Raw genomic sequence first — 15,603 nt, forward strand, 5'->3', positions numbered from 1 at the left:
TCAAAAACACAGCACTCTGCAAACACGAAAGTGGACGTATAGGGTGTGACGCCTGCCCGGTGCTGGAAGGTTAATTGATGGGGTCAGCCGCAAGGCGAAGCTCTTGATCGAAGCCCCAGTAAACGGCGGCCGTAACTATAACGGTCCTAAGGTAGCGAAATTCCTTGTCGGGTAAGTTCCGACCTGCACGAATGGCGTAACGACAGCGGCGCTGTCTCCACCCGAGACTCAGTGAAATTGAAATCGCTGTGAAGATGCAGCGTTCCCGTGGCAAGACGGAAAGACCCCGTGAACCTTTACTATAGCTTTACACTGAACGTTGAGTTCGTCTGTGTAGGATAGGTGGGAGGCTATGAAACTGTGGCGCTAGCTGCAGTGGAGCCATCCTTGAAATACCACCCTGTCGTGCTTGACGTTCTAACCTGGGCCCATTATCTGGGTCGGGGACCGTGTATGGTGGGTAGTTTGACTGGGGCGGTCTCCTCCTAAAGAGTAACGGAGGAGCTCGAAGGTACGCTCAGCGCGGTCGGACATCGCGCACTGTGTGCAAAGGCATAAGCGTGCTTGACTGCAAGATCGACGGATCAAGCAGGTAGGAAACTAGGACTTAGTGATCCGGTGGTTCTGTATGGAAGGGCCATCGCTCAACGGATAAAAGGTACTCCGGGGATAACAGGCTGATACCGCCCAAGAGTTCATATCGACGGCGGTGTTTGGCACCTCGATGTCGGCTCATCACATCCTGGGGCTGTAGTCGGTCCCAAGGGTATGGCTGTTCGCCATTTAAAGTGGTACGCGAGCTGGGTTCAGAACGTCGTGAGACAGTTCGGTCCCTATCTGCCATGGGCGTTGGAGATTTGAGAGGGGCTGCTCCTAGTACGAGAGGACCGGAGTGGACGAACCTCTGGTGTTCCGGTTGTCACGCCAGTGGCATTGCCGGGTAGCTATGTTCGGAAGCGATAACCGCTGAAAGCATCTAAGCGGGAAGCGCGCCTCAAGATGAGATCTCCCGGGGCACAAGCCCCCTGAAGGAACCATATAGACTATGTGGTTGATAGGTCAGGTGTGTAAGTACAGCAATGTATTGAGCTAACTGATACTAATGATCCGTGTGGCTTGACCATATAACCTCAAGTTGCCTTGGCTTTACGACAGCGTCGTAAGAGCATCCAAGTGCACGCTACGTCACAAGAACTATGCGAGGCTGGCGCCTTGTCCTCCGGGACGAGTGCGACTCTCCAAAAGCCTCCCTGGTGAAATTAGCGCTATGGAACCACCCGATCCCATCCCGAACTCGGAAGTGAAACGTAGCTGCGCCGATGGTAGTGTGGCCTAAGCCATGCGAGAGTAGGTCATCGCCAGGGTTTATACCCAAAAACCCCGCTGCTCACGCAGCGGGGTTTTTCTTATTAAGTGAAGGCACTGCTTTTTGAGTGGCTTCCGCCCCAAGGGCAAGATCGCAATGCTGGCGCTGCAAGCGCTGCTGCAACCGTCTCCCTGGTGAAATTAGCGCTATGGAACCACCCGATCCCATCCCGAACTCGGAAGTGAAACGTAGCTGCGCCGATGGTAGTGTGGCCTAAGCCATGCGAGAGTAGGTCATCGCCAGGGTTTACACCCAAAACCCCGCTGCTCACGCAGCGGGGTTTTTCTTTGTGTGCCGGAAATACGGGTAGTGCCGGCCGCTGGCCGGCAACCCGATGGCGTTACATCGCCCGGTACATCCGCGCCACGCGTGGATGCCCTCTGCGAGGAGGCATGGCGCCAACCAAGGTTGGCGGCTACCAACAGCAGGCCCACACAGCGATCGCTTGCCGGCCAGCGGCCGGCACTACAAGTAGAACCAAGCCATGCGTGGATGCTCTCTGCACGGAACCACGGCGCCAACCAAGGTTGGCATCTACAACTGCAGGGCGATCACACACAAAAAAGCGGCGCCCTTGCGGGCGCCGCTTTGACCTCAACGATGCTCAGTCGAGCAAGCTCGACGCTACTTCGCCGCAGCCGGGGCCTTGTCCTTCATCATTGCATCGCGGGCCGCCTTGAACGGGTTGCCTGCATACCAGTTCGGCCAGCGATCGCCGCCGGCCAGTTCCTTGCCGACGCCGTACATCAGCTGCAGGTCTTCGACAGTACCGTCCAGCTTCCAGGTGGCCGCGTCGAACTCGTCCTTCGGGCCGTGGTAGCGGTTGGCGCCGTAGTCCGCTGCGGCCTTGCGGCCCGCGTCCACGCCACCGTCGCGCAGGTCCTCGCCGCCATCGGCGTACAGAGCCGGCACGCCGGCCTTGGCGAAGTTGAAGTGGTCGGAACGGAAGTAGAAGCCGCTCTGCACCGAGGTCTCACCGTGCAGGGTACGGTCCTGGGCCGCGGCCAGCGGCTTGAGGATGTCTTCCAGCTCCGAGCTGCCGAAGCCGGTGACGGTCACGTCCTTGGCACGGCCAGCCACCGACATCGCATCGATGTTGATCACGCCGGCGATCTTGTCCAGCGGGAAGGTGGGATGCGCGACGTAGTACTTCGAACCCAGCAGGCCGGATTCTTCCAGGGTCACGGCCAGGAACACCACCGAACGCTCCGGCTTCGGATCCTGGTGGGCCATTGCTTCAGCCACCTCGAGGATGCCGGCCACACCGGTCGCGTTGTCGACCGCACCGTTGTAGATGTTGTCGCCGGTCTCGCCCTCGTGCTTGCCCAGGTGATCCCAGTGCGCCATGTACAGCACGGCCTCGTCGGCACGCTTGCTGCCCGGCAGTACGCCCACCACGTTGCGCGATTGCTTCTGCGCGATCTGGCTCTTCAGATCGACCGCAGCGGTGGCCTTCAGCGGCACCGGCTTGAAGCCGCGCTTGCTGGCGTCCTTGTACGCCTGCGCCAGGTCCAGGCCGGCACCGGCGAACAGTGTCTTGGCGGCGTCGGCACTCAGCCAGCCCTGCACCGGGATGCGGGCTTCCGGGTCATCCTTGGCCGGCAGGTCGTACTGCGGGCCCGCCCAGGAGTTCTTCACCACGTCCCAGCCATAGGAGGCGCCGGCGGAGTCGTGCACGATCAGCGCGGCGGCGGCGCCCTTGCGAGCGGCCTCCTCGAACTTGTAGGTCCAGCGGCCGTAGTAGGTCATGCGCTTGCCGTCGAACAGCTTCGCGTCATCGACGTGGAAGCCCGGGTCATTGACGAACATGACGACCGTCTTGCCCTTCCAGTCCTGGCCGGCGTAGTCGTTCCACTTCTGCTCCGGCGCATCTACGCCGTAGCCGACGAACACCAGGTCGCTGGCATCGACCTTCACTTCGGCCTGGCCGGTACGGGTGCCCACCACCATGTCGGTGCCGAACTTCAGCTCGGTGGTCTTGCCGCCCTGGGTGATCTTCAGCACGGTCGATTCGTTGGCCGTGGTCTCGGTCATCGGCACGTCCTGGAACCAGCTGTCGCCGTTGCCGGGCTGCAGGCCGATGCGCTGCATCTGGTCGCGGATGTAGTTGACCGTCAGTTCTTCGCCCTTGCTGCCCGGGGCGCGGCCTTCGAATTCATCCGAGGCCAGGGTCTTGACCATTTCGGCGAAGTCGCCGGCGTTGATTTCCGGCGAGAACGAATGGGCGGCCGGCTTCGCAGCGGCGGTGTCGGTGGCCGGCGCGGGCGCCGGAGTATCTTCGCCTTTGCAGGCACTGAGCGCGGCCGCAGCGGCCAGGCACAGGAGGAGTTTGCGGGGCATCGTCGATTCCTGGAAAACAAAGGGCGGCCACACCTCGTGCGTGGCCGGTAACAGCGAGTATCACCGAACCGAACGGCCCGGTGCGCTCAATCCGCCGGAGCGGTTTCGGCGTCGAACGAGATCGGCTCGGCGCCGGTGACCGGCCCGATACGAGCGGTGCGATGCACGTACAGCACCACCTCGCGTTCGAACTGCAGTGGGCCGCTGACCACGGCGTTCGGGCCAATGATCACGCGCGGCTTGCGGCTGGCGGTGAGCGAGACGCTGAAGTTCGGCTTGCGCACATGCACGCCACCGTTCACCTGCGAACCGATGCCGACGGTGATATCGCCGTTGACGGTCTCCACGTCCTTGCCGACGCGGCTTTCGACCAGGCCGATGCCACCGTTCACGGTTTCGACGCCGCCTTCGATCTGGCTGCCGCGATCGCTGAAGATGCTGCCGTTGACCGTGCTGACGTCGCCACGGGCGATCACCTCGCGGCCCAGGCGCACGCCGCCGTTGACCGTCTCGATCTGGCCGGTGCGTGCGCGGTCGGCGACCTTCACCCCGCCGTTGACGGTGTCGATACTGCCGGTCTCGACACCTTCGCCGACACGGATGCCGCCGTTGACGGTATCCAGTTTGCCGTAGCGCTGGCCGGCGTCGGCGCTGATGCTGCCGTTGACCTTGCTGATGTCTTCCTGGGCCGCAACCGGCCCGGTGGCCAGCAGCACGCCGAACAGCAGCGGAATGGAAAGAGTTTTCATGGGGACCTCGATGGATGTGCGGCTGGCAGGCCGCGTGCGGAGATGTCACCATTCCCCGGTACCCCCTGCAACTGCCTGAAGTCACTGGAAAGCCCTTGCGCAACAACGCCTTCCCATCACGCCGACATCACATCGCCGCCATCCGCGGCGGGCGCTGCCTGCTGCTGGGGCTGGCGTTGGCCCTGGCCCTGCCGTTGCCCGGTGCTGCGCAGACCACCCGCGAGACCGAGCGCAAGCTGCAGAAGCTGCGCACCGAACTGAAGGGCGTGGCGCAGGAGCGCCGGCAGATCGAGGGGCAGCGCGGCCAGGCCTCGCAGCAGTTGCGCGACGCCGACGAGAAAGTCGCGCGCAGTGGCCGCGCCCTCGCGCAGACTGAAAGCGCCTTGCGCGAACAGAGCCAGGCGCTGGCCGAGGCCGAGCAGCGCCGCAGCACCCTGCAGACCAACCTGGCCCAGCAGCACCGCGAGCTGGCCGGGTTGCTGCGCGCGGCCTACCAGCTGGGCAACCACGCACCGCTGAAACTGCTGCTGTCGCAGGATACGGTGGCCGACGCCAACCGCGCCCTGGCCTACCACCGTTACCTGCAGCGCGAACGCGCGCAGCGCATCACCACGCTGACTGCCGACCTGAAGGAACTGGAGGCGCTGCAGGCGCAGATCGCCGAGCGCCGGCAGAAGCTGCAGGGCAGCCAGCGCGACCAGAAGCAGCAGGCCGCCACCCTGGCGGCCGATCGACGTGACCGCGCGCAGACCGTGGCTTCGCTGGACGAGCGCTTCAAGGACAAACGCGAGAAGGAACAGGCGCTGGGCCAGGATGCCAAGGCGCTGGAAACGCTGCTGGCCAACCTGCGTGCGGCTGCCGCCCGTGCCGAAGCCGAGCGTCGAGCCGCCGCGCGTCGAGCCGCCGCCGAAAAGGCCGCGGCCGAACGTGCCGCACGCCAGGCCGCCGCGCAGGGCCGGCCGCCGCCGCCCACCAAGGTCCCGCCTGCCGTGGCCTCGGCACCTGCGCCGAAGGTTGGAGGCCTGGGCTGGCCGTTGTCCGGCAATCTGCTGGCGCGCTACGGCGGCAAGTTGCCTGACGGCCGCACCAGCAGCGGTGTGCTGATCGGCGCCCCGGCCGGCAGTACCGTTACTGCCGTGGCCGATGGCACCGTGGTGTTCTCCGATTGGATGACCGGCTACGGCATGATCCTGATCGTCGACCACGGCAATGGCTACATGAGCCTCTACGCGCACAACGACACCCTGCTCAAGGACGCCGGCGCCCGGGTCAGCCGCGGCGACGCGGTGGCCAAGGTCGGCAATTCCGGCGGCCAGGGCGTGACCGCGCTGTACTTCGAGCTGCGGCGTGGCGGGCAGCCGGTCAATCCGGACAGCTGGCTGCAGCGGCGCTGAATCCAGCGCTACTGCGGGCATGGCCGATTCAACGGGAATTTAGCTGTGCTTCGCGCATAATCGGTGCATGTGCCTTGGGCACGATGCCATCGTCGACAGGAGTGATCCATGCGCGCAGCCCGTACCGCCACCCTCTTGCTGGCTCTGTTGCCAGCGCTGTCCTGGGCGCAGCAGACCGCGCCCGCCCCGAGCCAGGAAACCAGCGGGCAGGCGGCGAACAGCGAGGAGGCGGTGACCTCGAAGGTGCCGCTGGAAGACATCCGCCGTTTCGTGGCGGTCTACAACGCGGTTCGCGCCGCCTACGTCGATCCGGTCGATGACAAGAAGTTGATGCAGTCGGCGGTGCGCGGCCTGCTGCTCGACCTTGATCCGCACAGCACCTATTTCAACAAGGAAGACGCGCAGGCCTTCGACGAGCAGGCCAGCGGCGCCTATGAAGGCATCGGCGTGGAGCTGCAGCAGCAGCCGGACAACGCCAGCATGAAGGTGATCTCGCCGATCGACGACACACCGGCGGCGAAGGCCGGCATCCTTGCCGGTGATCTGATCATCGCCATCGACGGCAAGCCGATAAGCAAGATCGACGCCAGCGAACCGCTGCGGGGCGCCGCCGGCAGCAAGGTGGTGCTGACCATCGTGCGCGAGGGCAAGCCGAAGCCGTTCGATGTCAGCCTCACCCGGCAGACCATCCGTGTGACCAGCGTGCGCAGCCGCCTGCTGGAACCGGGCTATGGCTACATCCGCCTGAGTACCTTTCAGGCCGACACCGGTTCTGATTTCCAGAAGCATGTGCAGCAGCTGCAGAAGCAGTCCGGCGGCCAGCTCAAGGGCCTGGTGCTGGATCTGCGCAGCAACCCGGGTGGCCTGCTGACCGCCGCCGTGCAGGTGGCCGACGACCTGCTCGACAAGGGCAACATCGTCAGCACCCGCGGCCGCATCAGCATCAGCGATGCACGTTTCGATGCAACGCCGGGCGATCTGTTGAAGGGCGCACCGGTGGTGGTGCTGGTCGACGCCGGATCGGCCAGCGCATCGGAAGTGCTGGCCGGCGCGCTGCGCGACAACAAGCGTGCCCGCGTGGTCGGCAGCCGCACCTTCGGCAAGGGCTCGGTGCAGACCGTGCTGCCGCTGGACAACGGCGATTCGGTGAAGCTGACTACCGCGCGTTACTACACGCCCAGCGGCAAGTCGATCCAGGCCACCGGCATCGTGCCGGAGGTCGAACTGAAGCCGGCCGCTACGCCGGTCGAGGATGCACTACCGGCCAGCCTGAGCGACTACAGCGAAGCGACCCTGCCGGGCCATCTGCGCGGTGACGACGAAGGCACCGAGGGCTACCACGCCGGTGCGGTACTGCCGGGCGATGGCCCGATCAACGACGCGCTGGCCGAGCTGAAGAACCCGGGTTCGGTGGCTGCACGTCTGAAGGCCGAGGCAGCGAAGGCCGCTGCGGCCAAGGGTGCGAAGGCGGCGGCCGCGAAGCCGGAGGCCACGCCGGATGCGAAGGCCGAGCCGAAGGCGGAGAGCAAGCCGGAAGCAAAGCCGGAAGCAAAGCCGGAAGCAAAGCCGGAAGCAAAGCCCGCTCCGGCCCCTGCCAAGCCCTGACGGTAGCGCCGGGCCATGCCCGGCGACGAAACCTGCAGTCGAGCGAGCTCGACGCTACGAACGAACGAGCGGGTGCATGGAGCCGGCCAGCGGCCGGCACTACCAGGGGTCAGAAACCGTGGCGCTTGCGCAGCTTGCGGGCGATCGCGGCGCGCACGTAGACCCCGTACACCAGGCCGAACATGAAGCCGCCGATGTGCGCCCACCAGGCGACCATGCCGAAGCTCGGGCCGATGTGAGCGAACACCACCTGCAGTGCGGCCCAGACGCCGATCAGCAGGTAGGCCGGCGCGCGCACGAACTCCAGGAACAGGCCGAGCGGGATCACCACGCCCAGCCGGGCGCCCGGGAACAGGGCCAGATAGGCGCCGATCAGTGCGGACACCGCGCCGCTGGCGCCGATGATGATCTGGTCCGGGCTGCCCATGGTGTAGATCGCCACCAGGTTGGAGACCGCACCGCCGACCAGGAACAGCAGCAGCAACCGCCACGGCCCCAGTACCCGCTCGGCGGGCAGGCCGAAGATGAGCAGGAACACCAGGTTGCCCAGCAGGTGTGACCAGTCTGCGTGCAGGAACAGGGCCGTGAATAGCCGCAGCACGCTGCCGTCCTGCAGGGTCGCCCACCAGTCCAGCGGGTGGGTCAGGCCGGTGGACAGGGCGCCCCAGTCCAGCCAGAGGCTGCCCCGGGCGTCGTCCGGACGCGAGATCGACCACAGGAACGCCAGCCACAGTGCCGCAAACAGCACGGGCGTGGCCCAGCGCAGGGCCGCCTTCTTGCGCGACGGGAGGGAGACGAACATGGGCAATAGCCTAGCGTGCGGGCGCCTGCGGCGGGATTTGTCCTGTTCAGCTTTTGAGACGAAAAAAGCGCCTGCGCCGTTATTGTTTCATTAACAGCTCTGGGTAATACTCGCATACGGCGTCGTATGTCGGGAGGGGAATCCGGCGCGCTCCGAAGGGCCCCAGGGCCTGCCGGGCGCAGGCGCACTCAGAGCACCATCACCGCTTACCGGAGAGAGAACTACGATGCAAACCGCTTCCACCATTGCCCGACTGACCCTGCTGGCCGTCGGCGTTGCCGGTGCGCTGGCCGCCGCCGATGCCAACGCTGCCGCCTTCCAGCTGAAGGAAAACAGCGCCAAGGGCCTCGGCCGCGCGTTCGCCGGTTCCGGCAGCGCCGAGGGCGACGCCTCCATCATCGCCGTCAACCCGGCCGGCATGCGCCAGCTGGAAGGCACGATGGTCCAGGGCGACCTGAGCGCCATCAGCTTCAAGGCCGAGTTCAAGGGCCAGGGCCGCAATGCGGCAGGCCGCCCGCAGACCGGTGGTGACGGCGGCGACGCCGGCATGATCGCTCCGGTCCCGGCTGCGTACTTCCACATGCCGATCGGCGAGAAGGCCCACTTCGGTGTGTCGCTGACCGCACCGTTCGGCTTCAAGACCGAATACGACAACGGTTGGGTCGGTCGCTACAGCGGCCTGAAGACCGATCTGAAGGCCATCGACCTCGGCTTCGCCGCGTCGTATGACGTCAACCCGTACGTGTCGTTCGGCGCGTCGGTGTTCGTCGAGCACCTGACCATCGAGCTGAGCAACGCCGTTGACTACGGCAGCATCCTGGCCGGCGCCGGCGCTCCGGGCTTCGCCCCGGGCAGCTCGGATGGCACCCTGAAGATCGAGGGTGACAACAATGCCGTGGGCTGGACCGTCGGTGGTCTGTTCTCGATCGACGAGAACACCCATATCGGCCTGAGCTACCGTTCGAAGGTCGAGCACAAGATCACCGGTGGTGATGCGACCTTCAGCGGCGCCGACCGCGCCCGTTCGCTGCTGACCAACTCGCCGCGTACCCGTGGCTGGTTCATGGACACCAGCGGCAAGGCCACGGTGACCATGCCGGCCTCGGCCACCCTGAGCGTGACCCACAAGGTCAACGACCGCTGGACCGTGATGGGCGACGTGACCCGCACCGCCTGGTCGACCGCGTTTGACAGCGTGACCGTTGACTACGCTTCGCCGCAGCCCGATTCGGTTCTGGAGTTCGGCTACCGCGACACCACCTTCGTGTCGCTGGGCGCCGACTACAAGCTGAGCGACACCGTCACCCTGCGCGGTGGTGTTGCACTGGACCAGACCCCGACCACCGACGCACACCGCGACGTGCGCGTGCCGGATACCAGCCGCAAGTGGCTGTCGCTGGGCGTGGGCTGGACCCCGTCGGCAAACACCGAGTACAACTTTGGCTACACCCACCTGTTCACCAGCGATCCGAACGTGAACGTGCCGGCGACCACTGCCAACCAGGGCAATTCGCTGTCGGGCAAGTACAAGGTCCGTGGCGACGTGCTGGCGGCTTCGTTCCAGTACAAGTTCTGATTCGGGCCTCGGCCTGACGCAGTACACGGAAGGCCCCGCGCAAGCGGGGCCTTCTTTTTTGTGGGGCGGTTTGGGGCATCCACGCATGGCGTGGATCCACGACAATAGCGCCATGAACCTGTCCGATCCGAACTTCCAGCTGGAGCTGGCCGCCAACATCGCCGTCGCCGGCTCGATCCTGCTGGCCGGACGCAACAACGTGCACACCTGGTGGCTGGGCATCGTCGGCTGCGCATTGTTCGCCGCTGTGTTCGAGCGTTCGCACCTGTACGCGGACATGGTGCTGCAGTTCTTCTTCATTGCCATCAGCGTGCTGGGCTGGTGGCAGTGGCTGCGCGGCGATCACGGTGCGCCGCTGCCGATCACCTCATTGCGACCGCGTGCATGGGCCTGGCTGGCGCCGCTGGCGGTGGTGGCCACGTTCGGCTACGGCTGGATGCTGACCCGCCTGACCAATGCCTATGCGCCGTACATCGATTCGGCGGTGCTGGTGCTGAGTGTGATCGCGCAGATCCTGATGATGCGGCGCAAGCTGGAATCGTGGTGGGTGTGGCTGCTGGTGAATACCGTTGCAGTGCCGCTGTACTACAGCCGAGGCCTGCACCTGACCTCGATCCTCTACGTAGGTTTCTGGATCAACGCGCTGGTGGCATTGCGCCACTGGCGGCACCTGATGCGGGGGTAGAGCCGAGCCCATGCTCGGCTGCACCGTGCAAGCCGAGCATGGGCTCGGCGCTACAGGAAACAAGGCACAAAAAACCCCGCTTTCGCGGGGTTTTTCGTTCACCGCATCAACCGGGCGATCAGTCGCCCAGGGTCAGCAGCGAGGCGTTGCCGCCGGCAGCGGTGGTGTTCACCGTTACCGTCTTTTCAGTGGCGAAGCGCAGCAGGTAGTGCGGGCCGCCGGCCTTCGGGCCGGTGCCGGACAGGCCCTGGCCGCCGAACGGCTGCACGCCGACCACCGCACCGATCTGGTTGCGGTTGACGTAGACGTTGCCGACGTGGACGCCGTTGCTGATGCGGTCGACGGTCTCGTCAATGCGCGAATGCACGCCCAGGGTCAGGCCGTAGCCGGTGGCGTTGATCTGGTCGATCACCGCGTCGAGCTGGTCGCCCTTCCAGCGGATCACGTGCAGGACCGGACCGAACACTTCCTTCTGCAGCTGGCCCAGGTCCTTCAGTTCGTACGCACGCGGTGCGAAGAAGGTGCCGTTGGCTGCTTCGACAGACAGCTCGGCGGCAGCAATCAGGCGCGCTTCGCGGTCCATGCGTTCGGCGTGGTCCTGCAGGATCTTCAGCGCGTCGGCGTCGATCACCGGGCCGACGTCGGTGGACAGCAGGCCGGGATTGCCGACCTTCAGTTCCTTCATCGCACCGGCCAGCATGGTCATCACCTTGTCGGCGATGTCGTCCTGCACGAACAGCACGCGCGCAGCCGAGCAGCGCTGGCCGGCCGAGGTGAAGGCCGAGCCGATCGCATCCTTGACCAGCTGTTCCGGCAGCGCCGAGGAGTCGGCGATGAAGGCATTCTGGCCACCGGTCTCGGCAATCAGCACACCGATGGCGGCGTCACGTGCAGCCATCGCGCGGTTGATCGCACGGGCGGTGTCGGTGGAGCCGGTGAAGGCCACGCCAGCCACGCGTGGGTCGGCGGTCAGCGCGGCACCGACGGTCGCGCCGTCGCCAGGCAGGTACTGCACCACGTCGGCCGGCACGCCGGCGTCATGCAGCAGCTTCACCGCGTAGTAGCCGATCAGATTGGTCTGCTCGGCTGGCTTGGCGATGACGCTGTTGCCGGCGGCCAGTGCAGCGGCCACCTGGCCGAGGAAGATCGCCAGCGGGAAGTTCCACGGGCTGATGCAGACGAACACGCCGCGGCCATGCAGCTGCAGCTCGTTGGATTCGCCGGTCGGGCTCGGCAGCTTCTCGGCGTGGCTGAACTGCTCGCGTGCCTGCTTGGCGTAGTAACGCAGGAAGTCCACCGCTTCGCGCACTTCGGCGATGCCGTCGGGCAGGCTCTTGCCGGCTTCCTTCACGCACAGTGCCATGAACTCCGGCATGCGCGCTTCCAGCTGGTCGGCGGCGTGCTCGAGGATGGCGGCGCGGCTGGCGGCCGGGGTGCGGTTCCAGGCCGGCTGCGCGGCCACGGCATTGGCCAGTGCCTTCTGCACGGTGGCGGCATCGGCGGCCTGCCACTGGCCGACCACTTCGCGGGTGTCGGCCGGATTGGTCACCGGCTGCGTGGCGCCGGCTGGGTTGGCACCCGGCACCAGCGGCGCGGCCGACCACGGCTTGACGGCGGTGTTGAGCTGCTCGGCCAGGGCGCGCAGTTCGTTGTCGTTGGCGAGGTTGGCGCCCATGGAGTTCTTCCTGTCGTGGTTCTGGCTGCGCAGCAGGTCAACCGGCAGCGGGATCTTGGGATGCGGAATCGATTCGAACGAAGCAACCATCTCGACCGGATCGCGGATCAGGTCGGCGATCGGTACGCGCTCGTCGGTGATGCGGTTGACGAAGCTGGAGTTGGCGCCGTTTTCCAGCAGGCGGCGCACCAGGTACGGCAGCAGGTCTTCATGCGAACCCACCGGCGCGTACACGCGGCACGGCAGGTTCAAGCGGTCGGCCGGCACCACTTCGGCGTACAGGTCGTCGCCCATGCCGTGCAGCTTCTGGTGCTCGTACACGCCGCCATTGGCGATGCTGCGCACGGCCGCGATGGTGTGTGCGTTGTGCGTGGCGAACATCGGGTAGATCGCGTCGGCATGGGTGAACAGGCGCTTGGCGCAGGCCAGGTAGGAGACATCGGTGTTCTGCTTGCGGGTGAACACCGGGTAGCCCGGATAGCCTTCGATCTGCGCGCGCTTGATCTCGGCGTCCCAGTAGGCGCCCTTGACCAGGCGCACCTGCAGCCGGCGACCGGCGCGGCGCGCCATGTCGGCCAGGTGGTCGATCGTGTACGGCGTACGCTTCTGGTAGGCCTGCACGACCACACCGAAGCCATCCCAGCCGGCCAGCGACGCATCGGAGAACACCTGCTCGATGATGTCCAGCGACAGTTCCAGGCGGTCGGACTCTTCGGCGTCGACGGTGCAGCCGATGCCGTAGCTCCTGGCCAGCTGTGCCAGTTCCAGCACGCCCGGCACCAGGTCCTTCAGCACGCGCTCGCGCTTGGCATGCTCGTAGCGCGGGTACAGCGCCGACAGCTTGATCGAGATGCCCGGGGCGTTGTTGACGTCGCCGTCCGGGCGGCCACCGCGTGCCTTGTGATCGCCACCGATGGCGTGGATCGCACGTCGGTAGTCTTCCAGGTAGCGCAGCGCGTCCTTCATGGTCAGCGCGCCTTCGCCCAGCATGTCGAACGAGTAGCGGTAGCTGGCGTTGTCGCCCTTGTGCGAGCGCGACAGCGCTTCGCTGATGGTGCGGCCCATGACGAACTGGTGGCCCATGATCTTCATCGCCTGGCGCACGGCCAGGCGCACCACCGGCTCACCGACGCGGCCGACCAGGCGCTTGAACGCGCTGGGCGCATCGGCGCGGGTTGCGTCGTTCATCTGCACCAGCTTGCCGGTCAGCATCAGGCCCCAGGTGGAGGCGTTGACCAGCACCGAGTCGCTGCCGCCCAGGTGCTTTTCCCAGTCGGCATCGGCCAGCTTGTCGCGGATCAGCTTGTCGGCGGTGTCCTGGTCCGGAATGCGCAGCAGCGCTTCGGCCACGCACATCAGCAGCACGCCCTCCTCGCTGCCCAGGTCGTACTGGCGCATGAAGGCTTCGATTGCGCCCTGGTCCTTGGCGCGCACGCGCACGCGGCCGACCAGGTCGGCGGCCAGCGCCTGCACCTTGGCCTGTTCCTCGGCGGGAAGGCGCGCCTGTGCCAGCAGTTCACGCACGTGGCTGGCCTCGTCCTTCAACCAGCCATCGGTGATGGCCTGGCGGAACGGGTTGGGGGACGCCGGCAGTTCCGGCGACAGCAGCGCGCCGGGACGCGAAGCGTCGCTGGCGGCAGGGGAGGAGAAGGGTGCGTTCATGCCGGTCCGGCCAATGGAAAACTTGGCGATTTTAATCATTTTTGCGGCTTGGGGAAGTGCCCCGCAGCCACCTTCGTGAAGGGCTGATAGCCCCTAACGGTAGTGGGTTCAGCCTGTTCAGAAAGTCCTGCAGAATTTGTGCCGAATTCGTCATTCGCGTTGCCGGGGTCATGCTGTGTTGCAGCATCGGAAAAAGTGTGAATGCACCCTTGCTACTGGCGAGAGGGCGGGGCTACCATCGAGACGTTTCCCGCGGCAGGAACGCGGTTGCGACATGATCGAGGTGCTTACAGCTCCAGATGGATCAGGTACGCAGCTGCGACTGCGTCCCCCACGGGCGCTCGATGCCCGGCAGTTCGTCCTGTTGTTTGCTGTGTTGTCGGGAGCGATGTGGCTGGTGTCCGCCTTCGGGTGGTTGGCCGGCAATGCATTCGCCCCCCTGTTCGCGCTGCTGTACAGCCTGCTGCTGGCAGCCGCGTTGCGCGCGTTGTGGCGCAGCGGTGAACGGCAGGAGGAGATCCGGGTAGTACCGGCGTGCGTGGAGGTCATCCCCGTACCCGGTGGATCGCCGGTGTTCCGGGCCCACCCGCACTGGGTGCGCCTGCTCACCGACGACGAGAAGGTCCGGCTGGCATCCAGCGGCCGGCAGGTGGAGGTGGGGAGTTTCCTCGCGCCGGCCGAACGTCAAACGCTTGTTGAAACGCTTGAAGATTTGCTCGCCGCCAGCGATGGCGGCAACCGACGACGCTAAGGGTCTAGGCAATGAAGCAAAGCAGAGGGTGGGGCACGAAGTGCGTTGCAATGGTCGCCACGATGGCGGCTCTGCTGTCGATGCCGGGGACGGCACTGGCCCAGGCGGCCGATCCAAAACCGTGGCAGCTGAACATGGGCAAGGGGGTGACCCAGACCTCACGCCTGGCCTGGGAATCGAACAATCTCTCGCTGATCGTCTGTACGGTGATCGGCGTGATCGTGTTCGGCGCCATGGCCTACGCCATGTTCAAGTTCCGCAAGTCGAAGGGCGCGGTGGCCGCCACCTTCAGCCACAACACCAAGGCCGAAATCATCTGGACAGTGATCCCGGTGATCATCCTGGTGGTGATGGCGTGGCCGGCCACGGCCAACCTGATCAAGATGTACGACACCCGCGATGCCGAGATGACGGTGAAGGTCACCGGCTACCAGTGGATGTGGAAGTACGAGTATCTCGGTGAGAACGTCACCTTCACCAGCCGCCTGGACCGCGAGTCCGACCGCGTGCGGCAGAGCGGGGTCGTGCCGACCCGTGAGAGCCATCCGCATTACCTGCTGGATGTCGACAACCGGCTGGTGCTGCCGGTCGATACCAAGGTGCGCTTCGTCATCACCTCCGACGACGTGATCCACGCCTGGTGGGTACCGGCACTGGGCTGGAAGCAGGACGCCATCCCCGGTTTCATCAATGAAGCCTGGACCAGCATCGAGCAGCCCGGCGTCTACCGCGGCCAGTGCGCCGAGCTGTGCGGCAAGGACCATGGCTTCATGCCGATCGTGGTCGAGGCGGTGTCCAAGGAGGAGTTCAAACAGTGGCTGGCGCAGCGCAAGCCGGCGCCGCCCGCTGGGCCGGCAACGCCGGCGGCACCTGCCGAACCGGCTGCACCGGCTGCACCGGCGAGCGAGGCACCGGCTGCGCCTGCTGCTGCAGAAGCGGGCAGCGCACCTGCCACCGCTGCCAGCGGCGCGTGATGTAAAGCCCGCGGCCGCTTGCGG

10 protein-coding genes and 3 rRNA genes (1 of these 13 running past the window's edge) are annotated in these 15,603 nt (G+C 65.6%); 9 read left to right on the forward strand and 4 right to left on the reverse strand.

All coding sequences use genetic code 11. From position 1 onward, the window contains the following. The 3 genes from SMAL_RS01565 to rrf (SMAL_RS01575) all read left to right on the forward strand — a co-directional run. Positions 1-1,124 (forward strand): 23S ribosomal RNA (locus SMAL_RS01565); it begins 1,756 nt to the left of the window's first position. Positions 1,125-1,249: 125 nt separating this feature from the next. After that, a 5S ribosomal RNA gene (rrf, locus tag SMAL_RS01570) occupies positions 1,250-1,364 on the forward strand. Between the two features lie 132 nt (positions 1,365-1,496). Next, positions 1,497-1,611: ribosomal RNA gene (gene rrf / locus SMAL_RS01575) — 5S ribosomal RNA — on the forward strand. A 379-nt stretch (positions 1,612-1,990) separates the two neighbouring features. On the opposite strand, the gene SMAL_RS01580 is transcribed toward rrf (SMAL_RS01575), so the two are convergent. Both SMAL_RS01580 and SMAL_RS01585 read right to left on the reverse strand, forming a co-directional pair. Continuing rightward, positions 1,991-3,706, reverse strand: coding sequence for a M28 family metallopeptidase (locus tag SMAL_RS01580; protein ID WP_012509827.1), 1,716 nt, complete (start codon positions 3,704-3,706; stop codon positions 1,991-1,993). Positions 3,707-3,792: 86 nt separating this feature from the next. Beyond that, on the reverse strand, positions 3,793-4,455 hold the full coding sequence (locus SMAL_RS01585; protein WP_012509828.1) for a DUF4097 family beta strand repeat-containing protein: 663 nt from the start codon (positions 4,453-4,455) through the stop codon (positions 3,793-3,795). A 95-nt stretch (positions 4,456-4,550) separates the two neighbouring features. On the opposite strand from SMAL_RS01585, the gene SMAL_RS01590 reads away from it, so the two are divergent. Both SMAL_RS01590 and SMAL_RS01595 read left to right on the forward strand, forming a co-directional pair. Then, positions 4,551-5,849 (forward strand): murein hydrolase activator EnvC family protein, encoded by a 1,299-nt coding sequence (locus SMAL_RS01590; protein ID WP_012509829.1) that lies wholly within the window; start codon positions 4,551-4,553, stop codon positions 5,847-5,849. A gap of 108 nt (positions 5,850-5,957) precedes the next feature. Then, complete coding sequence (locus tag SMAL_RS01595; protein WP_012509830.1) at positions 5,958-7,454, forward strand: S41 family peptidase; 1,497 nt, start codon at positions 5,958-5,960, stop codon at positions 7,452-7,454. Positions 7,455-7,563: 109 nt separating this feature from the next. Here the strand turns inward: SMAL_RS01595 and SMAL_RS01600 are convergent, their stop codons facing one another. After that, positions 7,564-8,256: a rhomboid family intramembrane serine protease gene (locus SMAL_RS01600; protein ID WP_004138280.1), complete on the reverse strand. Its 693-nt coding sequence runs from the start codon at positions 8,254-8,256 to the stop codon at positions 7,564-7,566. Between the two features lie 226 nt (positions 8,257-8,482). Between SMAL_RS01600 and SMAL_RS01605 the strand changes: the two genes are divergently transcribed. Next, on the forward strand, positions 8,483-9,832 hold the full coding sequence (locus tag SMAL_RS01605; protein ID WP_004138282.1) for an outer membrane protein transport protein: 1,350 nt from the start codon (positions 8,483-8,485) through the stop codon (positions 9,830-9,832). Between the two features lie 112 nt (positions 9,833-9,944). Beyond that, entirely contained in the window at positions 9,945-10,517 is a 573-nt protein-coding gene (pnuC, locus tag SMAL_RS01610) for a nicotinamide riboside transporter PnuC (protein ID WP_032968313.1), read from the forward strand. Between the two features lie 118 nt (positions 10,518-10,635). On the opposite strand, the gene putA is transcribed toward pnuC, so the two are convergent. Continuing rightward, positions 10,636-13,854 carry a bifunctional proline dehydrogenase/L-glutamate gamma-semialdehyde dehydrogenase PutA gene (putA, locus tag SMAL_RS01615; protein ID WP_041864463.1) on the reverse strand — a complete coding sequence of 1,073 codons (3,219 nt, stop codon included), beginning with the start codon at positions 13,852-13,854 and terminating at the stop codon, positions 10,636-10,638. A 274-nt stretch (positions 13,855-14,128) separates the two neighbouring features. Between putA and SMAL_RS01620 the strand changes: the two genes are divergently transcribed. Both SMAL_RS01620 and coxB read left to right on the forward strand, forming a co-directional pair. Further along, complete coding sequence (locus SMAL_RS01620) at positions 14,129-14,605, forward strand: DUF2244 domain-containing protein (protein ID WP_012509832.1); 477 nt, start codon at positions 14,129-14,131, stop codon at positions 14,603-14,605. An 11-nt stretch (positions 14,606-14,616) separates the two neighbouring features. Then, the gene (coxB, locus tag SMAL_RS01625; protein WP_012509833.1) at positions 14,617-15,579 is read left to right on the forward strand and encodes a cytochrome c oxidase subunit II; all 963 of its coding nucleotides are present in this window, start codon (positions 14,617-14,619) and stop codon (positions 15,577-15,579) included. The last annotated feature ends 24 nt before the right edge of the window (positions 15,580-15,603 follow it).

This window comes from Stenotrophomonas maltophilia R551-3 (genome assembly GCF_000020665.1).
GTDB lineage: Bacteria > Pseudomonadota > Gammaproteobacteria > Xanthomonadales > Xanthomonadaceae > Stenotrophomonas > Stenotrophomonas maltophilia_L.